This is a genomic window from Streptomyces griseosporeus (genome assembly GCF_014656055.1).
Classification (GTDB): domain Bacteria; phylum Actinomycetota; class Actinomycetes; order Streptomycetales; family Streptomycetaceae; genus Streptomyces; species Streptomyces griseosporeus.
In genome coordinates, this window is record NZ_BNBR01000005.1 from 87,443 (window position 1) to 112,389 (window position 24,947).

28 protein-coding genes and 1 tRNA gene are annotated in these 24,947 nt (G+C 71.6%); 17 read left to right on the top strand and 12 right to left on the bottom strand.

Annotated elements, in window-relative coordinates; all coding sequences use genetic code 11:
- Window positions 1-78: 78 nt before the first annotated feature.
- Both IE308_RS23400 and IE308_RS37265 read left to right on the top strand, forming a co-directional pair.
- Complete coding sequence (locus tag IE308_RS23400) at window positions 79-417, top strand: hypothetical protein (protein WP_190219453.1); 339 nt, start codon at window positions 79-81, stop codon at window positions 415-417.
- 52 nt (window positions 418-469) lie between these two features.
- On the top strand, window positions 470-592 hold the full coding sequence (locus tag IE308_RS37265) for a hypothetical protein (RefSeq protein WP_268256491.1): 123 nt from the start codon (window positions 470-472) through the stop codon (window positions 590-592).
- A 56-nt stretch (window positions 593-648) separates the two neighbouring features.
- Here the strand turns inward: IE308_RS37265 and IE308_RS23405 are convergent, their stop codons facing one another.
- Window positions 649-2,235, bottom strand: coding sequence for a helicase HerA-like domain-containing protein (locus tag IE308_RS23405; protein WP_190219454.1), 1,587 nt, complete (start codon window positions 2,233-2,235; stop codon window positions 649-651).
- 106 nt (window positions 2,236-2,341) lie between these two features.
- Between IE308_RS23405 and IE308_RS23410 the strand changes: the two genes are divergently transcribed.
- Window positions 2,342-2,638: a type II toxin-antitoxin system VapB family antitoxin gene (locus IE308_RS23410; protein WP_004943146.1), complete on the top strand. Its 297-nt coding sequence runs from the start codon at window positions 2,342-2,344 to the stop codon at window positions 2,636-2,638.
- A 149-nt stretch (window positions 2,639-2,787) separates the two neighbouring features.
- Window positions 2,788-3,408 carry a LytR C-terminal domain-containing protein gene (locus IE308_RS23415; RefSeq protein ID WP_190219818.1) on the top strand — a complete coding sequence of 207 codons (621 nt, stop codon included), beginning with the start codon at window positions 2,788-2,790 and terminating at the stop codon, window positions 3,406-3,408.
- 24 nt (window positions 3,409-3,432) lie between these two features.
- On the opposite strand, the gene upp is transcribed toward IE308_RS23415, so the two are convergent.
- The gene (gene upp / locus IE308_RS23420) at window positions 3,433-4,068 is read right to left on the bottom strand and encodes a uracil phosphoribosyltransferase (RefSeq protein ID WP_110636695.1); all 636 of its coding nucleotides are present in this window, start codon (window positions 4,066-4,068) and stop codon (window positions 3,433-3,435) included.
- 139 nt (window positions 4,069-4,207) lie between these two features.
- Between upp and IE308_RS23425 the strand changes: the two genes are divergently transcribed.
- The 4 genes from IE308_RS23425 to IE308_RS23440 all read left to right on the top strand — a co-directional run bounded on the left by IE308_RS23425 (window position 4,208) and on the right by IE308_RS23440 (window position 5,889).
- Window positions 4,208-4,429: a hypothetical protein gene (locus IE308_RS23425; RefSeq protein WP_110636700.1), complete on the top strand. Its 222-nt coding sequence runs from the start codon at window positions 4,208-4,210 to the stop codon at window positions 4,427-4,429.
- Between the two features lie 289 nt (window positions 4,430-4,718).
- On the top strand, window positions 4,719-5,258 hold the full coding sequence (locus IE308_RS23430; protein ID WP_190219819.1) for a tRNA adenosine deaminase-associated protein: 540 nt from the start codon (window positions 4,719-4,721) through the stop codon (window positions 5,256-5,258).
- A gap of 59 nt (window positions 5,259-5,317) precedes the next feature.
- Complete coding sequence (gene tadA / locus IE308_RS23435) at window positions 5,318-5,749, top strand: tRNA adenosine(34) deaminase TadA (protein ID WP_229909014.1); 432 nt, start codon at window positions 5,318-5,320, stop codon at window positions 5,747-5,749.
- Window positions 5,750-5,804: 55 nt separating this feature from the next.
- Window positions 5,805-5,889, top strand: a tRNA-Ser gene (locus IE308_RS23440).
- A 72-nt stretch (window positions 5,890-5,961) separates the two neighbouring features.
- Here the strand turns inward: IE308_RS23440 and IE308_RS23445 are convergent.
- Complete coding sequence (locus tag IE308_RS23445) at window positions 5,962-6,315, bottom strand: MmcQ/YjbR family DNA-binding protein (protein ID WP_190219455.1); 354 nt, start codon at window positions 6,313-6,315, stop codon at window positions 5,962-5,964.
- A 136-nt stretch (window positions 6,316-6,451) separates the two neighbouring features.
- Here IE308_RS23445 and IE308_RS23450 point away from each other — a divergent pair, with 136 nt between their 5' ends.
- From IE308_RS23450 to IE308_RS23470, 4 genes are all read left to right on the top strand, one after another.
- Entirely contained in the window at window positions 6,452-6,631 is a 180-nt protein-coding gene (locus tag IE308_RS23450) for a hypothetical protein (RefSeq protein WP_110629096.1), read from the top strand.
- A 19-nt stretch (window positions 6,632-6,650) separates the two neighbouring features.
- Complete coding sequence (locus IE308_RS23455; RefSeq protein ID WP_110629097.1) at window positions 6,651-6,944, top strand: Dabb family protein; 294 nt, start codon at window positions 6,651-6,653, stop codon at window positions 6,942-6,944.
- A 179-nt stretch (window positions 6,945-7,123) separates the two neighbouring features.
- Complete coding sequence (locus tag IE308_RS23460) at window positions 7,124-7,954, top strand: RNA polymerase sigma factor SigF (RefSeq protein WP_110629098.1); 831 nt, start codon at window positions 7,124-7,126, stop codon at window positions 7,952-7,954.
- A 246-nt stretch (window positions 7,955-8,200) separates the two neighbouring features.
- Window positions 8,201-9,253 (top strand): RNA polymerase sigma factor SigF, encoded by a 1,053-nt coding sequence (locus IE308_RS23470; RefSeq protein ID WP_229909015.1) that lies wholly within the window; start codon window positions 8,201-8,203, stop codon window positions 9,251-9,253.
- Between the two features lie 451 nt (window positions 9,254-9,704).
- Here the strand turns inward: IE308_RS23470 and IE308_RS23475 are convergent, their stop codons facing one another.
- Window positions 9,705-9,896 carry a hypothetical protein gene (locus tag IE308_RS23475; RefSeq protein WP_110629100.1) on the bottom strand — a complete coding sequence of 64 codons (192 nt, stop codon included), beginning with the start codon at window positions 9,894-9,896 and terminating at the stop codon, window positions 9,705-9,707.
- 194 nt (window positions 9,897-10,090) lie between these two features.
- Between IE308_RS23475 and IE308_RS23480 the strand changes: the two genes are divergently transcribed.
- The 4 genes from IE308_RS23480 (at window position 10,091) to IE308_RS23495 (ending at window position 14,571) form a co-directional block, all read left to right on the top strand.
- Complete coding sequence (locus IE308_RS23480; RefSeq protein ID WP_110629101.1) at window positions 10,091-10,588, top strand: MarR family winged helix-turn-helix transcriptional regulator; 498 nt, start codon at window positions 10,091-10,093, stop codon at window positions 10,586-10,588.
- 97 nt (window positions 10,589-10,685) lie between these two features.
- Entirely contained in the window at window positions 10,686-13,103 is a 2,418-nt protein-coding gene (locus IE308_RS23485) for an MFS transporter (protein WP_506005320.1), read from the top strand.
- A gap of 123 nt (window positions 13,104-13,226) precedes the next feature.
- Window positions 13,227-14,048: a YceI family protein gene (locus tag IE308_RS23490; protein WP_190219457.1), complete on the top strand. Its 822-nt coding sequence runs from the start codon at window positions 13,227-13,229 to the stop codon at window positions 14,046-14,048.
- Window positions 14,049-14,097: 49 nt separating this feature from the next.
- Window positions 14,098-14,571 carry a PPOX class F420-dependent oxidoreductase gene (locus IE308_RS23495; RefSeq protein ID WP_110629104.1) on the top strand — a complete coding sequence of 158 codons (474 nt, stop codon included), beginning with the start codon at window positions 14,098-14,100 and terminating at the stop codon, window positions 14,569-14,571.
- Here the strand turns inward: IE308_RS23495 and IE308_RS23500 are convergent.
- The 8 genes from IE308_RS23500 to IE308_RS23535 form a co-directional block, all read right to left on the bottom strand.
- Window positions 14,568-15,335 carry a TetR/AcrR family transcriptional regulator gene (locus IE308_RS23500; protein WP_190219458.1) on the bottom strand — a complete coding sequence of 256 codons (768 nt, stop codon included), beginning with the start codon at window positions 15,333-15,335 and terminating at the stop codon, window positions 14,568-14,570. The two genes, IE308_RS23495 and IE308_RS23500, sit on opposite strands and share 4 nt — an antisense overlap.
- A gap of 189 nt (window positions 15,336-15,524) precedes the next feature.
- Window positions 15,525-17,735: an ArnT family glycosyltransferase gene (locus IE308_RS23505; protein ID WP_190219459.1), complete on the bottom strand. Its 2,211-nt coding sequence runs from the start codon at window positions 17,733-17,735 to the stop codon at window positions 15,525-15,527.
- Entirely contained in the window at window positions 17,732-19,180 is a 1,449-nt protein-coding gene (locus IE308_RS23510; protein WP_190219460.1) for a bifunctional glycosyltransferase family 2/GtrA family protein, read from the bottom strand. Before IE308_RS23510 ends, IE308_RS23505 begins: the two co-directional genes overlap by 4 nt.
- Window positions 19,181-19,194: 14 nt before the next feature.
- Window positions 19,195-20,844 carry a sensor histidine kinase gene (locus IE308_RS23515; RefSeq protein ID WP_190219461.1) on the bottom strand — a complete coding sequence of 550 codons (1,650 nt, stop codon included), beginning with the start codon at window positions 20,842-20,844 and terminating at the stop codon, window positions 19,195-19,197.
- Entirely contained in the window at window positions 20,841-21,581 is a 741-nt protein-coding gene (locus IE308_RS23520) for a response regulator transcription factor (RefSeq protein WP_190219462.1), read from the bottom strand. Before IE308_RS23520 ends, IE308_RS23515 begins: the two co-directional genes overlap by 4 nt.
- A 159-nt stretch (window positions 21,582-21,740) precedes the next feature.
- A complete protein-coding gene (locus IE308_RS23525) occupies window positions 21,741-22,169 on the bottom strand; it encodes an antibiotic biosynthesis monooxygenase family protein (protein ID WP_229909016.1) in 429 nt (142 codons plus the stop codon).
- 172 nt (window positions 22,170-22,341) lie between these two features.
- Entirely contained in the window at window positions 22,342-23,301 is a 960-nt protein-coding gene (locus IE308_RS23530; protein ID WP_190219463.1) for a DUF2797 domain-containing protein, read from the bottom strand.
- A gap of 174 nt (window positions 23,302-23,475) precedes the next feature.
- Complete coding sequence (locus IE308_RS23535; RefSeq protein WP_190219464.1) at window positions 23,476-24,189, bottom strand: BRO-N domain-containing protein; 714 nt, start codon at window positions 24,187-24,189, stop codon at window positions 23,476-23,478.
- A gap of 159 nt (window positions 24,190-24,348) precedes the next feature.
- Here IE308_RS23535 and IE308_RS23540 point away from each other — a divergent pair, with 159 nt between their 5' ends.
- Window positions 24,349-24,840 carry a MarR family winged helix-turn-helix transcriptional regulator gene (locus IE308_RS23540; protein ID WP_110629112.1) on the top strand — a complete coding sequence of 164 codons (492 nt, stop codon included), beginning with the start codon at window positions 24,349-24,351 and terminating at the stop codon, window positions 24,838-24,840.
- Window positions 24,841-24,947 lie beyond the last annotated feature (107 nt).

Genomic DNA, 24,947 nt, shown 5'->3' on the forward strand with positions numbered 1-24,947 from the left:
CCGACCCCCCTGGTCCGAACGGGCGTATTCCCGGCGTGGCACGCCACCGCCGCGCCGCCCGCGGGGAGATGACCTGACGTGAGCCGCGTACCACGAGCCGTACCGCGCAGCCGGACCTGGCTGCGGGTGCTCGTGCTGCTGCTCGCCCTGCTGGTGCCGGGCGCACACGCGGGCCTCACCGCCGCGGCGCCCCTCGCCGCCCCGGCCCCGGTCGCCGAGACCGCCGAGCACGACCTCACCGAGACCGTCGCCCTGCGCACCCCCGCCCGCCCGGCACCCCGCACCGCCGCGCCCCTGCGCCCCTGCCCGCTCCCGGCGGCCCCGGTTCCCGACGGCACCGGCGGCCGCCGTACGGCCGTACCGTCCCGTGCCCCGCACGCCCCGCCCGCGCCGCGCTCCGTGGTCCTGCGCTGCTGACCGACGCCTGTTCCCCCAGGTCAACGGTCCGTACGACGCAAGGAGCAGCACCATGCCCACCGACCCCTACGCCGTCCTGCGCGCCCTCCTTCGCGCCGAGGCCCAGCGCAGCGTGCCCAAGCCGGACTCCGCACCCAAGCCGCAGGAGCAGCCGCGGCAGGACCACGAACGCTGAGGCACCCCGGCGGAGGCGGTGGCCCCCACCGCCTCCGCCGCCTACCCCTCCGCCGCCTACCGCCTGCGCCGCCGGGCCGTGCCGAAGAGCGAGCGGGTGATCTCCCGGCCGAGCTGCATACCTACCGACCGGGCCAGCGACTTGAACATGCCGCTGCCGACGACCTGCTCGACGACCGAGGGACGCTCCTCCTCCCGGCCCTCCGGCCGTGCGGCCTCCCGTCTCGGCGGAGCCGGCGCCTCCCGCGCCTCCCGCGCCTCCGGCGTCTCCTGCGCTGCGCGCGCCGTCAGCTTCTCGTACGCCGATTCCCTGTCCACAGCCTGTGCATAGCGCGCGTACAGCGGCGACGACCGCACCGCCCGGTCCAGCTCCGCCGCGTCCACCGGGGCCATCAGGGACGCGGGGGCGCGCAGCCGGGTCGCGGCGACCGGCGTCGGGGCGCCCTTCTCGCTCAGCACCGTCACCACGGCCTCGCCCGTGCCCATCCCCGTGAGCAGTTCCTCCAGGTCGTACGGGGAGTCGGGGAAGGTCCGCACGGTCGCCTTCAGCGCCTTCTCGTCGTCGGGCGTGAAGGCCCTGAGCGCGTGCTGGACGCGGTTGCCGAGCTGGCCGAGGACGTCGGCGGGTACGTCCTTCGGGGTCTGCGTCACGAAGAACACGCCGACCCCTTTCGAGCGAATCAGCCGGACGGTCTGCGTCAGGGACTCAAGGAACGCCTTCGACGCGCCGTTGAACAGCAGATGCGCCTCGTCGAAGAAGAACACCAGCTTGGGCTTGTCGAGGTCGCCGGCCTCGGGCAGGTCGTGGAAGAGGTCCGCGAGCAGCCACATCAGGAACGTCGAGAACAGCTGCGGCCTGTCCTGCACGGCGGGCAGCTCCAGCACCGACAGGATCCCGCGGCCGTCGGGCGCGGTGCGCAGCAGCTCGGCGGTGTCGAACTCGGGCTCGCCGAAGAACGCCCCCATGCCCTGCGCCTCGAAGGCCGTCAGCGACCGCAGGATCACTCCGGCCGTCGCGGAGGACAGGCCGCCGATGGACTTCAGTTCCGCCTTGCCCTCGTCGGAGGTGAGGAAGGCGACCACCGCGCGCAGGTCCTTCAGGTCGACCAGCTCCAGGCCCTTGCTGTCGGCGTAGTGGAAGACCAGGCCGAGGGACTGCTCCTGGGTCTGGTTGAGCTGGAGCACCTTCGCCAGCAGCAGCGGTCCGAAGCTGGTCACGGTCGCCCGGACGGGGATGCCGTGGCCGAGCCCGCCGAGCGCGTAGAACTCGGCGGGGCAGCCGGCGGGCGCCCACTCCTGGCCCACCTCGGCCGCCCGCGACCTGACCTTGTCGTTCGGCAGGCCGGGCGCGCTGACGCCGGACAGGTCGCCCTTGATGTCGGCGAGGAACACCGGCACGCCGTGCGCCGAGAGCTGTTCGGCGATCAGCTGGAGCGTCTTGGTCTTGCCGGTGCCGGTGGCGCCCGCGACCAGGCCGTGCCGGTTGAGCATGGGGAGGGGGATACGCACCGGTGCGCCGGGATGGCACGTTCCGTCCCAGATCAGGGCGCCGAGGTCCAGGGCCGGACCGGTGAAGCGGTAACCGGAGGCGATCCGCTCGATGATCTCTTCGGGCTGCCCGCCGGGCCGCTCGCTGCCGCTCATGAACCGACCCCTCTTTCCGGTTTGCCCCGCTTGCTGGCGACTTTTCCAGCGTCGCACTCCGTCTCCGCGGCTGCGCCCGGAAGCCCTTGACCGGTAGGCTTTCCGTGTGATCTTCAAGCGCATCGGAAACGGCCGGCCGTACCCCGACCACGGCCGGGAGAGCACCCGGCAGTGGGCGGACGTCGCGCCGCGCCCGGTCCGCCTCGATCAGCTGGTGACCACCAAGCAGCAGCTCGACCTGGAGACCCTGCTCGCCGAGGACTCCACGTTCTACGGCGACCTCTTCGCGCACGTCGTGAAGTGGCAGGGCGACCTGTACCTGGAGGACGGGCTGCACCGGGCGGTCCGCGCCGCGCTCCAGCAGCGCCAGGTGCTGCACGCGCGCGTGCTCGAACTGGACTGAGCCGCCCCGACCGAGCCGGACCGGACCGTGCCCACGGGTAACGGTTTGGCCCTTTCGGGTTCTCTCGGGCGCCGTCGAATGATCATCTAGTAGGCACGGCCGCCCGGGCGCACTACGCTGCGCCCATGAGCATGCTGACTCCCCCCGGCATGGGCGGGAAGTACCGGATCACGGGGGACAAGTACCCGCGGATGCGCCGCCCCCGACGCCGCGGCAGGCTCGTGCTGCTGACCGTGGCCTGCGTCGCCCTCCTCGGCGTGATCGGCTGGGGCACGCTGCAGCTCATCGACGTCTTCACCGGCGACGGACGGAAGGCCTCCGCGGCCGGTTCCACGGCCGGCTGCATCACGAAGACCACGGCCTCGTCCACCGCGCCCGCCGCCGCGCCGCTCGCGCCGGGCCGGATCACCGTCAACGTCCTCAACGCCACACCCCGCGCCGGCCTGGCCAAGCAGACCGCCGACGAACTGAAGAAACGTGGCTTCCGGATCGGTCAGGTCGGCAACGCCAGCAAGGAGTACGACAAGAAGGTCCCCGGCACGGGCGTGCTGCTCGGACCCGCGTCCGCCCTCGGCACCTCGCTGCCGGTGCTCGCCACGCAGCTGCCCGGCGCCGAGCGCCGCACCGACGCCGCCCGCAAGGGCGACGCCGTCGACCTGATCATCGGCACCGGCTTCAAGTCCCTGGCCGCCAAGCCGGACGCCGACCGCGCACTGGCCCTGCTGGCCCGTCCGCAGCCGACGCCGACCGCCCAGAAGAAGAGCTGCTGAGGCCCGTAGGAGACCTCTGAGGGGTTACTCGGCGGCGCCGTAGAGGCGGTCGCCCGCGTCGCCCAGGCCCGGGATGATGTAGCCGTGCTCGTTGAGGTGGTCGTCGACCGCCGCCGTGACCACGGTGACCGGCGTGCCGGCCAGCTCCCGCTCCATCACCTCGACGCCCTCCGGCGCGGCGAGCAGCACCACGGCCGTCACGTCGTCCGCGCCCCGCTCGATCAGCTCGCGGATCGCCGCGACCAGCGTGCCGCCCGTCGCCAGCATCGGGTCGAGCACGTAGACCTGGCGTCCGGACAGGTCCTCCGGCATGCGCGTGGCGTAGGTGGAGGCCTGCAGCGTCTCCTCGTTGCGGATCATGCCGAGGAAGCCCACCTCGGCGGTCGGCAGCAGCCGCATCATGCCGTCCAGCATGCCGAGCCCGGCGCGCAGGATCGGCACCACCAGCGGGCGGGGACGGGCCAGCTTCACGCCGGTGGTCCGCGCGACGGGCGTCTGGATGTCGACGGCCTCGGTGCGCACGTCCCGCGTGGCCTCGTACGCGAGCAGGGTGACCAGCTCGTCGGCGAGACGGCGGAAGGTCGCGGAGTCGGTGCGCTGGTCGCGCAGCGTGGTGAGCTTGTGGGCGACCAGGGGGTGGTCGACGACGTGGAGACGCATGTCCACAACAGTAACCGGGCCGGATGGGCCCGGCGTCCCCACACAGCGTGAGCCCTTCCGCATCGATCTGGACATTCGGTGGCGTCGAACCGCCCATCGGAGGGAAGGTGGTGGGGACGGAGCGGGGGTGGTGTGCCTGATGCCTGACCTGTCTGATCGAGATGTCCCGGACCGGGGCGACGACGCCGGCCGCGGAGCCGGCGGCCCGCCCCAGGAGAGCGACGCCGAGCGGCGGCGCCGCCGCGCCCGGTTCCTGCGGGAGCTGGCCGAGGCCCGCGCGCTGCGCGACCGGGTCCAGCCGCGACGCGCCAAGACGGCCCGGCTGCGCCACGCGATGCGCATGCGGACGTTCCGCTGGTAGGTGTCGCACGGGCGGACGTGCGGGGAGGCGGCAAAACCCGCGTACGATCCGCAGGTGGCGGCGACGAGTTGTGCTGGTGGGTCGGCCGCGGGCGTGCGCGGCGTGTGGTCGCAGCTGTCGTTCACGTCCGGGCAGAACTGCCGGACACAGGGAGCCGAAGACGTCCCCTGAACGCCTTGTTTCTGCCACGATTCCGAGTGGGTGGGGCTCGGAGCCCGAGCTTTCCCACCCGCAACCTCCGCCGGGGGGACCCCCAACCGGCACGCCTATGACCAGTGGGAGAGTCACGGTGTACTTCGCCGCACTGCTCGCGCGCACCGAAGACGGGTGGGAAGCGAGCGACACAGAGCTCGACGATGTGGAGACCCTGTCGGATCTGGCCGACCTGGCCCGGGAAGCCTCTCCCGACGAGGACACGGTGCTCGTGCTGATCGAGCAGGAGGACGCCTGGTTCGGCGTCGTCCGCGTGGACGGCGAGGAGGACCCGCGGGTCTTCGTCTCGAACGCCGCCGTCGCCGCCCGTAGCTCCTACGGTGAGCTGCTGCTCACCGACGAACTGCTGGGCCGGGAGCCCGGCGACGACGACGCCGCCGACCTGGACTCCCTCGACCTCGACGGGACCGAGGACGGCGAGCCCGAGGACGGGTCCGAGCCCGCCGACGGCGACCTGGACGGCGGCACCGAGGTGCCGCACGGCCCGGTCGGCGACCGGCAGATCCTCGACGACCTCGGGGTCAGCGAGAAGGACCTGCTGGCCCTGCAGGGCGACGCGCTCTCCGAGATCGCCGACGCGCTGGGCGCCTCCGACATCCTGGAGGCCGTCCGCTGACCGTCCCGGACACCCCCAGCAGCCCACCGGACCCGGTACGCGACCGCTGGCGGGCCGCGATGCGGCTCGCCCTCGACCAGGCGGCGCTGGCCGTCCGGGGCGGTGACGTGCCCGTCGGCGCCGTCGTCCTGGCCCCGGACGGCACCACCGTGCTCGCCTCGGGGCACAACGAACGCGAGGCGAGCGGCGACCCGACCGGACACGCGGAGATCCTCGCGATCCGCCGGGCCGCCGAGAAGACCGGCGAGTGGCGGCTGACCGGCTGCACGCTCGTCGTCACCCTCGAACCCTGCACGATGTGCGCGGGCGCGATCGTGCAGTCCCGGGTGGACCGGGTCGTCTACGGCGCCCGCGACGACAAGGCGGGCGCGGCCGGCTCCCTCTGGGACGTCGTACGCGACCGCCGGCTCAACCACCGGCCCGAGGTGATCGAGGGCGTCCTCGCGGACGAGTGCGCCCGCGTCCTCACCGACTTCTTCCGCACCCGCTGACGGGCCCCGGATACCGATTTCGAACCAGGGCCCGGCGTGCTGTAAGGTCTCCCTCGGTAGCGTGTCCGAGCGGCCGAAGGAGCTCGCCTCGAAAGCGAGTGTGGCGCAAGTCACCGAGGGTTCAAATCCCTCCGCTACCGCTTGGACGAAGGGTCCGGTTCCTCGAACCGGGCCCTTCGTGCATGAGGCGTCGCCTTCCCCGTCAGTCCCCGTCAGTCCCCGTCCGTGCCGAGGTGCGCTCGCGCGACCGACACCGGTACGCACATCCGCCACGCGTCGGTGACCAGCTCCGCCAGTTCGTCCGCGCCCAGTGCGGCCAGGCGGGCCTCGGCCCAGTGGTAGCGCAGGTCCGAGGCGCGGCTGGGCAGGGAGAACTTCTCCGGGGCCGAGGCGACCAGGGCGGCGCGCTCCTCCTTCGGGAAGGCGAAGCCGAGGACGGTCTCGTCGCGGGAGAGGGCGAGGTAGACGATGCGGCCGATGCGGAACTTCACGCGGTCGTGGATCAGGTGCTCCTCGGTGCGGGGGAGCGCGAGCGCGAGACGGCGTACGTCGTCGACGGTGGCCATGGGTTCACCGTACGCGGGGTGGCCGCTCGCGAAGGGCCCGGCCCTGAAAAGACCTTGAGGCATGGATCATTGGTCCTTAAATAGCACTGGTCGTTACACTCGCGGCCGGTAGCCGGGCAGAACAGGGGAGGCCGCAGTGGCGGTGAACGCGAAGAAGATCGCCGTCTATGTGCTCGTGGTCTTCGCTCTGTACGTGATCATCACCGACCCGGCCAAGGCCGCCGACTACGTCCAGATAGGGTTCGAGGGCATATCGGACGCCGCCAAGGCCATCGGCGACTTCATGACGTGGATCGCCGACGGGGGCAAGAGCTGACCCTGACCCGGGAGTACCCATGATCCGCCACCTCGTCCTCTTCAAGCTCAACGAGGGCGTCGACCGCGACGACCCGCGCGTGCAGAAGGGCTACGAGGCCTTCCGCGCCCTTCCCGGCAAGATCGACGAGATCCGCCACTGGGAGCTGGGCTGGAACTTCAGCGACCGCCCCATCGCGTACGACTTCGCCATCAACTCCGCGTTCGAGGACACCGACGCGCTGCGCCGCTACGTGGAGCACCCCGAGCACCAGGCGGGCGTCGCCCTGTGGCGGGAGTTCGCCACGTGGGTGATTGCCGACTACGAGTTCTGACACCCACGCGTTTCCCAGGCCGGCAGCGCCGCAGCCCTCCGCCGTGACGGCGGAGGGTTTTTTCTTGCTCTACAGGCGCCTTTGTACGTCAACACGTTGTTTTGCGGTGCTTGCACACAGTGCACATGTCTTGTGATGCTATGACCGCTTTTGACGGATGAGTTGACCGATCGAATGAGGTGGCGTTGACCGTGTCGGCCAGTACTGCGCCGCCCCAGGAGGCCGCGGCGACCACCCCGCAGCGCAGCCGCGGCGCCGACACCCGGGCGCTCACACAGGTGCTCTTCGCCCAGCTCAAGGAACTCCAGCCGGGTACGCCGGAGCACAACCGGGTGCGCGGGGCGCTGATCGAGGCCAACCTCCCGCTCGTGCGCTACGCCGCGGCCCGCTTCCGCTCCCGCAACGAACCGATGGAGGACGTCGTCCAGGTCGGCACCATCGGGCTGATCAACGCCATCGACCGCTTCGACCCGGACCGGGGCGTGCAGTTCCCGACCTTCGCCATGCCCACGGTCGTCGGCGAGATCAAGCGGTACTTCCGGGACAACGTCCGCACGGTCCACGTCCCGCGCCGGCTGCACGAGCTGTGGGTGCAGGTCAACAGCGCGACCGAGGACCTCACCACGGCCCACGGCCGCTCCCCCTCGACCGCCGAGATCGCCGAGCGGCTGCGGATCAGCGAGGAGGAGGTGCTCTCCTGCATCGAGGCCGGACGGTCGTACCACGCCACCTCGCTGGAGGCCGCGCAGGAGGGCGACGGGCTGCCGGGGCTGCTGGACCGGCTCGGCTACGAGGACCCCGCGCTGGACGGCGTGGAGCACCGCGATCTGGTCCGGCATCTGCTGGTGCAGCTCCCCGAGCGGGAGCAGCGCATCCTCCTGCTGCGGTACTACAGCAATCTGACCCAGTCTCAGATCAGCGCCGAACTCGGCGTCTCCCAGATGCACGTGTCGCGGCTACTGGCGCGTAGCTTCCAGCGGCTGCGATCCGCAAACAGGATCGACGCGTAACCGCTGCGAGCGAATCGCTCACCAGGGTCTTTCTCGGCGGTTCAGGGCTGATAGACCCTCAGACCCCCTTCTTCCAGGGCGGATTCGCGTCTTGGATGTCGACATGTCACTACAGCGTGTTGCCGACATGTGACATTCTGCCGGAAGTGCGTTTGCCGTGGCTCCGGCTCCGGTATTCAGGTGAAGGCTGGCGTTCCTCCCGTGGGGGCGTTCGCCACGACCGTCCCGCGACCCAGAGGGGGTGGCATGTCCGCAGACCAGGGCAGCTCGAAGGTGGTGCTCACGCTCACGAAGGGCGAGAGCGCGCCGGAGACGCTCGACGCTCTCGACTCCATCGACGAGGTCTCGGCCCTGGCGGCTCCGCCGGCCCCGGCCGCCCCGCCCGCCGTCGAGACCATCGCCGAATCCGCCGCCGAAGCCATCGTCGAGACCGCGGCCGAGGCCATCGTCGAGACGGCCGCCGAGGCCATCGCCGAGAGTGCCGCCGAGGCCATCGCCGAGAGCGTCGCCGGGGCGATCGCCGAGAGCGTCGCCGGCGCCATCGACACCCGCACGCTGTCCCGCTCCCTGTTCCTGCGGCTCGCCGCGCTCGACGAGGACAGCCCCGAGCGGGCGTACGTCCGTGACACGCTCATCGAGCTGAACCTGCCGCTGGTGCGGTACGCCGCCGCGCGGTTCCGGTCGCGCAACGAGCCGATGGAGGACATCGTCCAGGTCGGCACCATCGGGCTGATCAAGGCGATCGACCGGTTCGACTGCGAACGGGGCGTGGAGTTCCCGACGTTCGCGATGCCGACCGTCGTCGGGGAGATCAAGCGGTTCTTCCGGGACACGTCGTGGTCGGTGCGGGTGCCCCGGCGGCTGCAGGAGCTGCGGCTCGCGCTGACCAAGGCGAGCGACGAGCTGTCGCAGAAGCTGGACCGGTCGCCGACCGTCACCGAACTCGCCGCCGTGCTGGGCGTGTCCGAGGAGGACGTCGTCGACGGGCTCGCCGTGGGCAACGCCTACACCGCGTCCTCGCTGGACTCGCCCGCGCCGGAGGACGACGGCGGGGAGGGGTCGCTGGCGGACCGGCTAGGGTACGAGGACACGGCCCTGGAGGGCGTGGAGTACCGGGAGTCGCTGAAGCCGCTGCTGGCGAAGCTGCCGCCGCGGGAGCGGAGGATCATCATGCTGCGGTTCTTCGCGAACATGACGCAGTCGCAGATCGGGGAGGAAGTCGGGATCTCGCAGATGCATGTGTCGCGGCTGCTGACGCGGACGTTGGCGCAGCTGCGGGAGGGGCTCATCTCGGACTGAGCATTCTCTGTTTCTTCGGGTGCGGGTGGGTGGGGGGCTGGTCGCGCAGTTCCCCGCGCCCCTATATGCCTGCGGCAGCCCGTTGCGGTTGCGTTGTGGCGTGCGTAGCGCCTACGGCGGGTGGTGGGGTCGGGGCCGCGCCGGGGGGTATCCGTCCTCGGTGCGCCGCTGCGTCGGTCAAATCCGCACCGCTTCTTTACGGCGCCCGCTGCGGGCGGACACCCCCCGACACGTCCCCTTCCCGCCGTACGCGTCTACCGGCCGTCGCAGCTGCGGGCAGCCGCTCTCCGACTTAGCTGCGGGCAGTCGTGCCGCTGGGGCGATGGGGGTCCCCCCTGCTCGAGCGAAGCCGAGAGCTTGGGGGAGGGTGGGCGCAGCGGCACCCCGTTAGCGCCGGGCCGCGCGACCCACCCCCGGCCCGCACCAGCGCCGGGTGCGAAGGTGGTGTCGGTTACTTCAGGGCCAGCCAGGCCACCGCTGCGATGATCGCCACGGCGGCCACCACGCCCACGATCAGGCCGACGCGCGGGCCCGAGGAGGTCTGCTGCTGCGGGGTCTGGGGGGCCTCGTCGACGAAGGCGCGGAACATCTGGGTGCTGCCGGCGGGGTCGTAGTTGCCCTGGGGGCCCTGGGTGTTAGCCATGGCCCGAGACACTAGCGAATCCGGCGGTGCCGCCCAAGTGCGGGGCGGACCCCTGCCGTACCTGTGCCCACCTGGGTGTTTACGGTCGCAATACTTGCCTTTGCCAAGTTTTTAGGCCAAGGGCTTCCCGGATATTTGCCTGCGGCAACCAAACACCTCTATGGTTGCCCTAAGCAACAAACACGGGAGGCGTGATGGCCGCACAGGCGCAGTACGAGGAGCTGATCCGTCAGTTCAGCGCCTTCGGTGCCGTGAAAAGGGAGATCGGACGCATCCTGCCGTCCGACTGCCCGAGCGGCTCCGCGGCCGTCCTGACGCTGCTCGGCCGTTACGGCGACATGCGCATGAGCAAGCTCGCCGACCTGCTGGCCGTGGACATGTCGGTCACCAGCCGCCATGTCGCCCACGTCGCCGAGCGGGGCTGGATCGAACGCTCCCCCGACCCGGCGGACAAGCGCTCACGCATCGTGCGTCTGACACCGGAGGGCGAACGCAAGCTCGACGAGATGTCCCGGGAGACGACCCGGCTCCTCTCCGAGCGGCTCGCCGACTGGAGCGACGAGGAGGTCGCCCAGCTCACCCGGCTCATGACCCGGCTGCGCGCCAGCTTCGACGACTGCCGCGACCGCGGCCCCCTGCGGCCGCCGCCTCCCGGACTCGTACCGACCACCCGTACACCCGCAAGCACGTAAGTAAAGGAAGCCCATGGCAACGACCACACCAGCCGGTGTGCGGGCTCATGCCAAGCACGGGGGAGGCTCCCACGGCTCCGCCGGCGGCCACGCTCCGATGACGCACCGGCAGATCATGGAGGCGCTCTCCGGGCTGCTGCTCGGCATGTTCGCCGCCATCCTGTCCTCCACGATCGTCTCCAACGCCCTGCCCGAGATCATCACGGACCTCGGCGGCGGACAGAGCGCGTACACCTGGGTCGTGACCGCCGCGCTGCTGGCGATGACGGCCTCCACCCCGCTGTGGGGCAAGCTCGCCGACCTGGTCAGCAAGAAGGCGCTCGTCCAGATAGCCCTGGTCATCTACATCGCGGGCTCGGTCGTCGCCGGTCTCGCGCAGAACCCGGGCATGCTGATCGGCGCCCGTGTCATCCAGGGTCTCGGCGCCGGCGGTCTGACCGCGCTGGCCCAGATCATCATGGCCGCGATGATCTCGCCGCGGGAGCGCGGCCGTTACTCCGGCTACCTGGGCGCCACCTTCGCCGTCGCCACCGTCGGCGGCCCCCTGGTCGGCGGTGTCATCACCGACACCGACTGGCTCGGCTGGCGCTGGTGCCTGTACGTCGGTGTGCCGTTCGCGCTGATCGCCCTGCTGGTGCTGCAGAAGACGCTGCACCTGCCGGAGAGCAAGCGCAAGGTGAAGGTCGACTGGCTGGGCGCGTTCTTCATCACCGCCGCGGTCTCCCTGCTGCTGGTCTGGGTGACCTTCGCCGACGACAAGTACGACTGGCTGTCCTGGCAGACCTACACCATGGTCGGCGGCGCGCTCCTGCTGGCGCTCGTCTTCCTGTTCGTGGAGAGCAAGGCCGCCGAGCCGATCATCCCGCTGCACCTGTTCCGGAACCGCACCATCGCGCTGGCCTCCGTGGCCTCGCTGTTCGTCGGTATCGCGATGTTCGCGGGGACCGTGTTCTTCAGCCAGTACTTCCAGCTGGCCCGGGACAAGTCCCCCACCATGTCGGGCGTCATGACCATCCCGATGATCGCCGGCCTGTTCGTCTCGTCGACCGTGTCCGGCCAGGTCATCACCAAGACCGGCAAGTGGAAGGCCTGGCTGGTCACCGGTGGTGTGCTGCTGACCGCCGGTCTGGGGCTGCTCGGCACCATGCGGTACGACACCGACTACTGGAAGATCGCCCTCTTCATGGCGGTCATGGGCCTCGGCATCGGCATGATGATGCAGAACCTCGTCCTGTCCACGCAGAACCAGGTCGCCCCGCACGAACTCGGCGCCGCCAGCTCGGTCGTCACCTTCTTCCGCTCCCTCGGCGGTGCGGTCGGCGTCTCCGCGCTCGGCTCCGTGATGGCGACCCGGATCGCCCACTACGCCAAGGACACCATCGGGCAGCTCAGCCCGCAGGAGCAGATGGCCGCCGCCAAGGCGTCCGGCAGCAGCCAGCTGCCCGACATGGACGCGCTGCCCACCGGCATCCGCAACTGGCTGGAGAGCGCCTACGGGCACGGCATCGCCGACATCTTCCTGTACGTCGCCCCGATCGCGTTCCTCGCCTTCCTCGTGACGCTGTTCATCAAGGAGGTCCCGCTGCGCACCACCGGCGCCCTCGCCCAGGCCGCCGAGGCCAACGCCGAGGCCGCGGCCCCCGCCGCGCCCATTCCCGCCGAGGCCGCCGTCACCCCGGCCGCCGACAAGACCCCCAGCTGGGCCACCGCCGAGCCGGAGGCCGCCGACGAGGAGGGATCCGTGCCCGCAGGTTCCGGCATCCCGGTCCGCGGCTTCGTCCGCGGCGCCGAGAGCGCGCCCGTCCCGCAGGCCGCCGTCACGCTGATCTCGCTGACCGGCCGCCAGCTGGGCCGCTCGGTCGCCCAGGCCGACGGCTCCTACGCCGTCGACGCGCCGGGCGCGGGATCGTACGTCCTGATCGCCTCCGCCGACGGCTTCCAGCCGCAGGCCTCGACGATCGTCGTGAACGACGAGCCCGTCGCGTACGACGTCCTGCTCAGCGGCACCAGCGGCCTGACCGGTGTCGTCCGCGCCGCCGAGTCCGCGCAGCCGGTGCAGGACGCGATGGTCATCGTGACCGATGTGCGCGGTGATCTGCTGGCCACCGGCAGCACCGGTGAGCAGGGCGAGTTCGCCTTCACCGAGCTGGTGCCGGGCACCGTCACCGTCGCGGTGAACGCCGCCGGCTTCCGGCCGCGGGCCCTGCCCGTGGAGATCGGCGGCACCGGTGTCACCCGCGTCGAGGTCGACCTCGACGCCGGCGCCCAGGTGCAGGGTGTCGTCCGGGCGCCGCACGGCCCGCTGGCCGACGCGCGGGTGACCCTGGTCGACGCCGCCGGCAACGTCGTCGGCACCGCCACCACCGGCGCCGACGGGGCGTACGCCTTCACCGACCTGGACAGCGGCGAGTACACCGTCATCGCGACGGGCTACCCGCCGGTGGCCACCGCCCTCACCGTGGCCGGCCGTGGAACCGACGGCCACGACATCGAACTCGCCCACCCCGGCGAGTAGTTCCGACCCCGGCCCGTGGCGGGCAGGCGCGCTCTGAGCGGAGGGCGCGCCCCCGCCGCGGGCCGGATCCATACGACCGGTTTATCACCCCTTCACGGGGCCTTCGCAGGGAGAGAAAACGGGATGGGACTGACCGCGAGGATCCGCACCCAGGACGGATGGGCCGTGTCGCACGCGGTCGTCACGGTGACCGACACGACCGGCACGCAGGTGGTGCGCGCCGAGGCCGACGCGGAGGGCGCCGTACGGGACACCACGGAGCTGGCGCCGGGCGCGTACACCGTCATCGTCACCGCCGTGGGCTACGCACCGGCCGCCGCCGGCGCGCTCGTCACCGCGAGCGGCCGCGCCGAGGTCGGCACGGTCACCCTGGCCCGGCAGGGCGGCACCGAGCTGCCCCCGCCCGGCCCCTGGACCGTCGACCCGGCCCACTCCACGGTCGGCGCGGTCGCCCAGCACCTGGGCATCTCCAGTGTGCGCGGCCGGTTCACCGACTACACCGCGTCGCTCGAGATCGCCCCGGACGACGTCACCAAGTCCCGTGTGGAGGCGGTGATCCGGGCCGCCTCCATCGACACCGGCAACGGTATGCGCGACGAGCACCTGCGGTCGGCCGACTTCCTCGACGTGGAGCGGTTCCCGGAGATCACCTACCGGTCCACCGGCCTGACCGCCGTCGGCGCCGACCGCTGGACCGTCCACGGCGAGCTGGGCCTGCACGGCGTCGTACGGCCCGTCGACCTCGACCTCGCCTACCTCGGCACCGGCGCCGACCCGTGGGGCGGCACCCGCGCCGCCTTCCGGGCCACGACCGAACTCCACCGCGACGACTTCGCCATGAACTACAACCAGGTCGTCCAGGCGGGCATCGCCGCCATCGGCACCACCCTCAAGGTCGAGCTGGAGATCCAGGCCGTGCAGGGCGGGACACTCCCGCAGGCGTAGGCACCGCAGGGTCAGGCAGCGGCGGCCGGGGACGCCTAGGCTGCGGTGCATGGCACCGAACATCGCGACGAACACCCGCGTATCGCTCGACGAGCTGCTGGACTTCGTACGCCCCCGGCACCGGGCCCTGCTGCTGACCCGGCGGGCCGACGGCAGCCCCCAGGCCTCCCCGCTGACCTGCGGGGTCGACGACTCGGGGCGGATCGTCGTCTCCACCTACCCGGAGCGCGCCAAGACCCGGAACGCCAAGCGGGACGCACGGGTCGGCATCGTCGTGCTGAGCGACGAGTGGAACGGGCCCTGGGTGCAGATCGACGGGACCGCCGAGGTCATCGACTCCCCCGACTCCGTCGAGCCGCTCGTGGAGTACTACCGGAACATCGCCGGGGAGCACCCCGACTGGGACGAGTACCGCGCGGCCATGGTCAAGCAGGGCAAGTCGATCATCCGGATCACGCCGGAGCGGTGGGGGCCGGTGGCCACCGGAGGCTTCCCGGCGCGGCTCGTCGAGAACGAGGGCTAGCCTCGCTCCACCATCGCCTCGATGCCCGCCACCAGCAGGTCCAGGGCGTAGGCGAAGTCCCGTTCCATCATCTCCGTGACCGTGTCACCGCCGCGGGCCTCCATGATCGCCCTGGACTCCTGGAGGACCTCGGCGGTGGTCGGCGCCTCGGTCGCCACCGCCATCGCGTGCCGGAAGTACTCGTCCCTGGTCATCCCCAGGGCCGCGCTGCGCGTGTTGAAGTGGCCCTCCAGCGTGCCGTAGCCGTACACGAACTGGAAGACGGCGGCGATCGCGCTGGTGATGCGGTGGGCGGGGATCCCCGTGCGGCGGACGACCTGCTGCACCACCCGGGAGAACGCCAGGTTGTTGGGCCCGATGCCGAGGAACCTGCCCATCAGAGGCGACACCCACGAGTGCCGCGCCAGCACCCGCCGGTACTGCGTCGCCAGATCCCGCAGCTGGTCACGCCAGTCCTGGCCGGCGGCCTCCGGGTCGGGCAGCTTCAGCTCCCCGAAGACCGCGTCGAGGGCGAGTTCGAGCAGGTCGTCCTTGGTGTCGACGTACCAGTACACGGACATCGCGGTCACGTTCAGCTCGGCCGCCAGCCGGCGCATGGAGAAGCTGTCCAGGCCCTCGGCGTCCAGCAGCCGCACGGTCACCTCGGTGATCCGTTCCCGGTCCAGGCCGGAGGGCTGTCCGCCGCCGCGTCCCCGCCGCGCCCTGCCCTCCAGCCAGACGCTGGTCCGGGCGCTCTTCGTGGCCCGCCGGCCTGACGTGGACATAGGCACAACCTTCCTCGGCTTCTCAACGACGATCATGCCAGCGCCCCGGGGGGCCGACCGCATACGGCCGCAGCCGCACGACTACCCAGCCCCGCGGCCCGTTAGGCGGCCCGCTCCGCCCGTTGACGCGGTGAGGAGCGGGCCGGCGATGTCGTCCATCAGCACGGTGAGTCGTACACCGTCCGTGTGTCAGCCGGTCGCCTTCCGTGTGAGGTCGTAGAAGGTGGCCGAGCCGGCCGTCACCTTCTTGAACGTGGCCTCCGCCCAGGCGGTGATCTGCGCCGATGTGCCGTTCCCTGCGCCGCCCATGCCACCGCCGCCGGTGCCGCTCGCGATGAAGTAGTGGATCTTCCCTTCCTCGACGTACTTCTTGAACTGGGCCAGGGTCGGCGACGGGTCCGTGCCGTTGAAGCCGCCGATCGCCATGACCGGCTTGCCGGTGGAGAGCTGGTAACTCGCCGCGTTCTGGCTGCCGATGGCCGCCGCGGCCCAGGTGTAGTCGTCGGCGTCCGTGCTCACGAGCTTCTTGGCCTGCGCGTCGACGCTGGCGCCGTTGAGGAGACCGCCCATGCCGCCGGCGCGACCCATGCCGCCGCCCTCGCCGGGGGCGCCGCCGGGGAAGCCCTGGGCACCTTGGCCCTGCTGGCCCTGCTGGCCTTGCTGGCCCTGCTGACCCTGCTGGCCTGGCATGCCTCCGCCGGGGAAGCCGCCCGTGCCACCAGTGCCACCGGTTCCGCCGGTTCCGCCGGGGAAGCCCTGCTGCCCCTGCGCGTTGCCGTTGCCGCCGTTCTGCTGCCCCGGGAAGCCGTTGCCGCCGCCCGGGAAGCCGCCCCGCATGCCGCCGCCGGGGCCGCCCCGGCCGCCCATCATGCTCGCGCCCGCCGGACCGGCGGTGACGATCGACCCGCTGTGGCCCTCCGCCAGCGTGCTCAGGGTGTACGCGGTCGGACCGGCCAGCGCCGCCGCCACGCTCACGGCCGCCGCGGCGAACGCGAGCTGCCGGGTGATCCGGCCCGCGAAGACCAGCCCCAGCGCGCCCACCAGACCGCCGACCAGCACCAGCCACCTCAGCCAGGGCAGATAGTCCGGGGTGCGGTTGAGCAGGACGTATCCCCAGGCCGCGGCGGCCACCGCGGACGCGGCGAGGGCGAGCGCGGCCCATGTCTCCTTCCGCTTCTCCCACAGCAGCCCGGCGCCCATGCCGACCACGGCGGCCAGGTAGGGCGCGAGGGCGACGGTGTAGTACTGGTGGAAGATGCCCGCCATGTAGCTGAAGACGACGGCCGTCATCAGCAGCGAGCCGCCCCACACCAGGAACGCGCCCCGCGTCACCGACGTACGGCGCGCCTTCCGCGTCGCCCACAGCGCCGCCGCCAGCAGGATCAGCGCGGCCGGCAGCAGCCAGGAGATCTGGCCGCCGATCTCGGAGTTGAACATCCGGTCCCAGCCGGTCTCACCCCACTGGCCGCCCCCCTGGCCGCCGCCACCGCCGCCGACACTGCCGGTCTCGTCGCCGTTGAGGCGGCCGAGGCCGTTGTAGCCGAAGGTCAGCTCCAGGAAGGAGTTGTTCTGCGAGCCGCCGATGTACGGGCGGGACGAGGCCGGCCACAGCTCGACGATCGCGACCCACCAGCCGCCCGCCACGACCAGCGCGACGGTGGCCAGGGCCAGTTGGCCCAGCCGCTTCCGCACGGGCACCGGCGCGCAGACGGCGTAGACGAGGGCCAGCGGCGGCAGGATCAGGAACGCCTGGAGCGTCTTGGCGAGGAACGCGAAACCGATCGCCACCCCGGCCCACACCAGCCACTTGGTCCGGCCGTCCTCCAGCGCCCGGACGACGAGGTAGCAGGCGGTCGCCATCAGCAGCGCCAGCATCGCGTCCGGGTTGTTGAAGCGGAACATCAGCGCCGCGACCGGCGTGAGCGCCAGCACGGCACCGGCGAGCAGTCCGGCGCCCGCGCTGAACCGGCGCCGTACCGCCGCGTAGACGACGGCCACCGTGGCGACGCCCATCAGCACCTCGGGGACGAGGATCGCCCACGAGTTCAGGCCGAAGAGCCGCACCGACAGCGCCATCGGCCACAGTGAGGCCGGGGGCTTGTCGACGGTGATGGCGTTGGCCGCGTCCAGCGAGCCGAAGAAGAACGCCTTCCAGCTCTGGCTGCCCGCCTGCACGGCCGCCGAGTAGAAGGAGTTGGCGTAGCCGGAGGCGCCCAGGTCGTACACGTACAGCAGCCCGGTGACGAGCAGCAGGGCGAGCAGCGCCGGGCGCGCCCAGCGGGGGTCCTCGGGCCGGCCGCGCCACAGCCGTCCCGGCGCGGTCCGCCGGGCGGCCGGGTCCGCGGGGGGCGCGGTGGGCGGCGGACCCCAGCCGGCGGTCTGGTCGACGTGGGTGGTCATCGCGTTTCCCTCGGGTCGGTGTCGTGCGGGCGCACCGGCTGCAGGTGCAGGGTGCTGTCCCGCCAGGCGGGGTCGTGGGGGGCGGAGGAGCTGTGGGCAGTGCGGCAGGGAGAGCCGTACGAAGCGCCGTACGACGTGCTGTACGGGCTTTGCGCGACGACGGTGGGGCGGGGCCCGGGCTCCGGGTGCCGCCGGTCGCCGTCCTCCCGGCGCTCCGGGAACACCCAGGCGCGGAAGAGCAGGAACCGCAGGACGGTCGCGGCGAGGTTTGCGGCGACGAGGACCGCCAGCTCGGTGGAGTGCGCGGGGTCGGCGGTGGCCGCGTCCAGCGCGGCGAGCGAGCCGCTGGTCAGCGCGAGGCCGATACCGAAGACGACCAGGCCCTGCGCCTGGTGCCGGACGGCCCCGCCGCGCCCGCGCACACCGAAGGTCAGGCGCCGGTTGGCGGCGGTGTTGGCGACGGCGGAGACGAGCAGGGCGAGCGCGTTGGCGGTCTGCGGGCCAGCGAAGGAGCGGAAGAGGCTGTAGAGCAGCAGGTAGAAGAGGGTGGACAGGGCGCCGACCACGCAGAACCCGACGAGCTGGCGGGCCAGTCCGGTCGGTACGTCCTTGATCTCGCGATCGCGCGGGTCGTCGCCGAAGGGACGCGCGAGCCGGTCCAGCGGCAGCGAACCGGTGGCCAGGGCCCTGCCGACCCGCCACACGCCCTTGAGGTCGTCGGTGGCGGTGCGGACGATGTGCACGGTGGAGTCGGGGTCGTCGACCCAGTCGACGGGCACCTCGTGGATCCGCAGGCCCGCGCGTTCGGCGAGCACCAGCATCTCGGTGTCGAAGAACCAGCCCGTGTCCTCCACCAGCGGCAGCAGCACCTGGGCGACGTCCTTGCGGATCGCCTTGAACCCGCACTGGGCGTCGGAGAAACGGGCCTGGAGCGAGCCGCGCAGGATGAGGTTGTACGAGCGGGAGATGAACTCCCGCTTGGCGCCCCGCACGACCCGGCTGCTGCGGCTGAGCCGGGAGCCGATCGCCAGGTCCGAGTGGCCGGAGATCAGCGGCGCCACCAGCGGCAGCAGGGCGTTGAGGTCGGTGGACAGGTCGACGTCCATGTAGGCGAGGACCGGCGCGTCGGAGGCGGACCACACCGCCCGCAGGGCGCGGCCCCGGCCCTTCTGCTCCAGCCGGACGTGGGTGACCTCGGGGATCTCCGTCTCCAGCCGCGCCGCCACCTGCGGCGTGGTGTCCGTCGAGGCGTTGTCCGCGATGGTGATGCGGAAGGGGTAGGGGAAGGTGCGCGCGAGGTGCTCGTGCAGGCGGCGCACGCACGGCTGGAGGTCCTTCTCCTCGTTGTAGACGGGGACCACTACGTCCAGAACAGGCGTACCGGCTGCCGCGGCCGGGAGGTGCTCCCGCGCCGGCAGGGTGCCGGGAGAAGAGTCGGTTCGCATGCGAACGACTGTCGTCAGACGCCCTGTTGCACCCATGTGGTGGCGCTGTGCTGTGCCTGTGAGTCGAGGAGCCGGTGCGTCAGGGGCCGGTCCGTCAGGGTCGGGAACTGGTGGTGGGCCACGGGCGCGAGCGCGGGCAGGTGCACGGTGAACACGGTCCGGCCGGGCACGCTGTCGACGGTCACGGCGCCGCCGTGGGCGCTCGCCACGGCCTGCACGATGGCGAGGCCCAGCCCGGTCGAGCCGGTGGCGCGCGAGCGTGCCGAGTCGCCGCGGGCGAACCGTTCGAAGACGCGCGGGAGCAGGTCGGGCGGGATGCCGGGCCCGTTGTCCTCGACGTCGACGCACAGCCACGGCCCGCCGGTGCGCACCCGCGCGGTCACGGTCGTACCGGGCGGGGTGTGCGTGCGGGCGTTGGCGAGCAGGTTGACCAGCACCTGCTGGAGCCGGGCCGCGTCCGCGCGGACCGGCGCGGGCTCGTCGGGGATCTCCAGCCGCCACACGTGGTCGCGTCCGGCGGCGCGCGCGTCGCTGACCGTGTCGATGACGAGGGGGACGAGGTCGGTCTCCTCGAACTGCAGCGGACGGCCCGCGTCCAGCCGGGCCAGCAGCAGCAGGTCCTCCACCAGCAGGGTCATCCGCCCGGCCTCGGACTCGATCCGCCCGAGGGCGTGCCGGGTGTCGGGGCCGACCTGCTCGCGCCCGCGCCGGGTCAGCTCGGCGTACCCGCGGATGGAGGCGAGCGGGGTTCTCAGCTCGTGGCTGGCGTCGGCGACGAACTGCCGTACCCGGGTCTCGCTCTGCTGGCGGGCGTGCAGCGCGCCGTGGACGTGGTCGAGCATGCGGTTGAGCGCGGCGCCGACCTGCCCGACCTCGGTGTGCGGGTCGCACTCGGACTCCGGGACGCGCTCGCTGAGGTTCACCTCGCCGGAGTGCAGGGGCAGTTCGGAGACGCGGGTGGCGGTGGCCGCGACCCGGCGCAGGGGGCGGGTGGCGACGCCGACCAGCACGTACCCGGCGATGGCGGCGGCGACCAGGCCGGCGGTGGTGACGCTGACCTCGACGAGGACGAGGGTGGAGACGGTGCTGGTGACGTCGTCGGTGGGGAGGGCGACGTAGTACGACTCGGCGCCGTCGGGTGTGGTGACGTACTGGGCCTGGTACGCGCCGAGTCCCGGCACGTCCACGGAGTGCGGGCGTTCGTCCTTCGGGACGGAGGCGATCGCCGTCTTCTGCGCGGCGGTCAGTGCGACGGCGTCCATCTTCTTGAAGGCGCCGTTGCTGTCGTTGGTGCGCTCGGCGACGGCCGCGCTGGTGATGCCGCCGCTCTCGACGTAGGCAGCGATGGTCCTGGGCAGCGTCGGCCCCTGGGTGACGAGCCGGTCGATCTTGTCGTCCGCCGTCAGGGCGGTCTGTCCGAGGCCGTCCGGCCGGTCCATCATGTGGCCGCCCGCCGCCCGCATGGCGACATCGTGGACCTTCTCGTTCAGCTGGTCGATGAGGTGCTGCCGCAGGGCGAGCGTGGTGACCGTGCCGATCACCGTGCACACGACGGCGATCAGCGTCACGGCGGCGACGACGAGCCGCGTCCGCAGCGTGCGCGGCTGCCGGCTCCGCGCTCGCGTGTGCCCTCCTCGCGTACGCGGCCGTCGTCGTCCGCTCATGACACGGCGGGCTTGATGAGATATCCGGCGCCGCGCCGGGTGTGGATCATCGGCTCGCGCCCGGCGTCGATCTTCCGCCGCAGGTAGGAGATGTACAGCTCGACGACGTTGGCCTGGCCGCCGAAGTCGTAGGACCACACGCGGTCGAGGATCTGCGCCTTGCTGAGCACGCGCCGCGGGTTGCGCATGAGGAAGCGGAGCAGTTCGAACTCGGTGGCGGTGAGGTGGATGTTCTCACCGCCCCGGGACACCTCGTGACTGTCCTCGTCGAGCATGAGGTCACCGACGACGAGGACGGAGTCCGAGCGCCGGTCGGCCGCCCCGGACCGCCGGATCAGCCCGCGCAGCCGCGCGACGACCTCTTCCAGGGAGAACGGCTTGGTGACGTAGTCGTCCCCGCCCGCGGTGAGCCCGGCGATACGGTCCTCGACCGCGTCCTTGGCCGTGAGGAACAGGACGGGCACGTCGGGCAGCTCGCGGCGCAGCCGCCCGAGGACGGTCAGGCCGTCCATGTCGGGCAGCATCATGTCGAGCACGACGGCGTCGGGCCGGAACTCCCGCGCGGTCTGTACGGCACCGTGGCCGTCCCCCGCGGTGCGGATCTGCCAGCCTTCGTACCGCAGCGCCATGGACAGCAGCTCGGTGATCGACAGCTCGTCGTCCACCACAAGCACCCGGACGGGGCTCCCGTCCGGCCTCAGCAGTTCGGTGCGCCCCTGGGGCGAGGTCGTGGTCATGCTCGACACGATGTCCGGGGGCTCTGAGAGGAGGCTTTCGGCAGTCTGTGATTTCCCTGAGAAACACACAGGCTCTTCTCAGGCGGCTCCTGGGAAGCGGAAGCGACGCCTGGTCGGTCAGGTCCGGTCGGTCACGCCGGGTCGGTCACGCCCGGTCGGTCACGCCGTCGTGGGCCTGCGGAAGGTGTGGCTGTGCTCGACGCGGGCGATGTGCAGGGAGTACCGCTCGTACCACTGCTGCCGGCCGCGCTCCTTGGCGGCCACGTGCTCGGCGTCCCGCCGCCACCGCTCGATCCCTTCCAGGTCCCTGAAGTAGGCGACGCTGATGGCGAGCCCGCCGGGGGTACGGGCAGAGTCCTCGCCTATGTACCCCGGGATGTCCCGCACCAAGGCGCCGAGACGGTCGGCGGTTTCGGCGTAGCCGGACTGGTCGGGGGTGGGGAGGGAGGTGAACACAGCGACGTAATAAGGGGGTTCGGCGGCCGGGACGGGGGTGGGGGTGGTGACAGGGGTGGTGACAGGCGTGGAGACAGGGGTGGGGACATCGGCCGTGATGGAAGTGGGGACGGTGATCGGGTGATCGCTCATGACGCCAACGGTGGCCGGTGACCGGCGGCCGGATCCAGGGTGATTGCCGAAAGGGATCCGTGCGGGATCCAAGTCTTTACCCGGGGGTGGTCGGCGCGCGCTCGCTGCCCGGGCGGGCGGACGCCAGGGGTGCTCGGCGCTCGCCCGCTGCCCGGGCGGGGGACTCGCGGTCTCAGAACAACTCGTCCTGCGCATGGGCGGCGGGAGCCGGGAACGGCCGTACGGGAAAGGCGACCCGCCCGCCCGCCACGGGGCCACTCACCGGACCGCTCACCGAGCCACTCATTGGCCCGCTCACCGGGCAGCTCACCGGTTCGCTCACCGGGACGATCCCCCACCCGGTCATCAGCCGCGTGTCGAGGACGACGACGGAGCCGTCCCCGGTCCGCAGGTGTAGATCCGGCCCGGCGACGGCGACGAGCCGTCCGCTGACGGCACCCCCGGCGACCAGCTCGGTGATCTCCCCCACGGCGGCGGGGGCGGCGTCCAGCCCGAAGGCACGGAGGTGATCGACGGGCCGGAACGGCTCCGGCGCGAGCGACTCGGGCCAGCCGGCGAGAGCGACGGCGCGGCCGTGCAGCGTGCCGATCTCCGCCGCCCGCTCTTCCTCGGTCGCGGGCAGCGCGGCCCGTACGGCACGCTTCTCGGCGTACGGGATCCGGTCGGGTACGCCGAGCGCCGCCCGCAGCATCTCCTCGGCCCGCCGCGCCGCCATCAGCGGGCCGACCCCGAGCCAGCTGAAACAGACGGCGCCCTGTTCCAGGAGCCGGGCGGAACCGCGCTCCAGGGCGGTGATGCCGACCTTGACCAGGCCGGGACCGAACCAGGCGAGGTACACGTGGTACGGCCGCGGGTCGTCGGCCACCGTGTCGGCGGCCACGGAGTGGGCCCGCTCCAGCCGGGCGCACTCCTCGCACCGCGCGCCGGTACTGCGCGCCGACACCTCGACCCGCCGGGGACAGGCATGCCCACGGGCCCCGACACACACCCGTCGGCCCCCGTCCTCCACCCCAAAGGTGACGGTCTTGCCCCAGGTCAGTGGGGTTTTCCGCGCCCCGTTCCAGACCAACTCGGGCCTCACGGTTTCGCCCGCGGACCATCGCAGGCCAGTGCAGTGCCATGTCTGTGCCATCACTCGTGAGGGTAGGGCGTGGCACTGACAGCGCCGGCGGTCGGCGAAGCCGGTGTAGATTGCCGAACGGCCCGAAGCCGCAAGTTTGAGTTGCGACTTCGGGCCACCAGCGTCTGGTCTGCCGGACCCTCCGGCTTCCTCCCTCGCTACGGCAGCGTGTACACCGCCGCACCGTCATCCGCGGGAGCGGTCGGCCACGCGGTCGAGGGTGTCGGCGATGCGGGTGAGGGCGTCGGCCATGGAGGACTGGAGGTCGTTGCTGCGGCGCAGAGACTCCGTGCCACGCTCAAGATGCTCTGTGGCTCGCTCCATCAACGCGATGCGCCTCGCCTGCGCCGCCACGAGTTGCTCGTCCGCCCGGATGTTCCGCTCCTCCAGCCGCACGATCACATCGACGGCCTCCTGCGGCATGACGTAGGCCGTGCCACCGCCCGGCGGGGGCTGCACGGGGGCGGGGTCGAGGCTGTAGGAGCCGTCGCGCTGGAGGGTGGCGATGACGTCGGAGACCCAGGCCTTGAAGGGTGCGCATTCGGGCTTGGTGCACCCGTTGACGAGCTGGATGAGCCCCTTGAGGTTCACCATCTTCATCGACCTTTGTAGCCGGTGACCTGCAAGTTTGCTCAAGGTGTCGCTCCTAGCGACACCTTGTGCAATCTCGTCCAGCCGGGATTGCCAGTCTGCAGCCACCCGCTTTCGCAAAGCGTCCCGCGTGTTTGCGTAGCCGAGATGGCCCGCCACATCCACCGCCGGAAACCAGTGCTCCCCATCCGGCAGAGTCAGCCTCCGCACCCGCGCCCCCGTCGCCGCGAACACGAAGTCGTTCACGTCGATCGCGTCCTGCCGCTGCGCCGCCGATCCGTTCGGCGGCATGTTGTTCTGCTCGTACATCGAGCATCACCTCCTGCGCCGGAAGCTAGGGACGCGGTACCCCAACTGCCCCACACATCCGGCACATTCACTCGAAAGTGAACAGAAGTATCGATTCACCACCGCCACTCTCCCCCGGAGACGATCCGCAACCGAACGAGGTCCCCCTATCCTGAAGGCATGACCGCCATGTCCCCCGACCGCATCGAACCCGACCTCTCCTTCCTCCTCGACCGTACGAGCCACGTCCTGCGCACCCGGATGACCGCCGCCCTCGCGGTGATCGGCCTGACCCCCCGCATGCACTGTGTCCTCGTGCACGCCATGGAGGAGGAGCGCACGCAGATCCAGTTGGCGGAGATCGGCGACATGGACAAGACCACGATGGTGGCCACGGTCGACGCCCTGGAGAAGGCCGGCCTGGCCGAGCGGCGGGCGTCGAGCGCGGACCGCAGGGCCCGGATCATCGCGGTGACACCCAAGGGCGCGAAGCTCGCCAAGCGCAGCCAGGAGATCGTCGACCGGGTGCACCGGGAAGCGCTGGACGCCCTGCCCAAGACGCAGCGCGAGACGTTCCTGAAGGCGATGAACCGCCTGGTCACGGGCCACCTGGGCACTCCCGTGGAGGCCCCGCCGCAGGCGGCGCGCCGAAGGCGCCAGCGAGCGAAGTAACCCCTCCTCCCCGCACCGCCCGCCAGGGCGGCAGTCCGCAATTATCGTCTACAACAAAACTATCTGCTACGGTCGTTACCGCTGGCTCCACTGCCGGCCGCACTCGG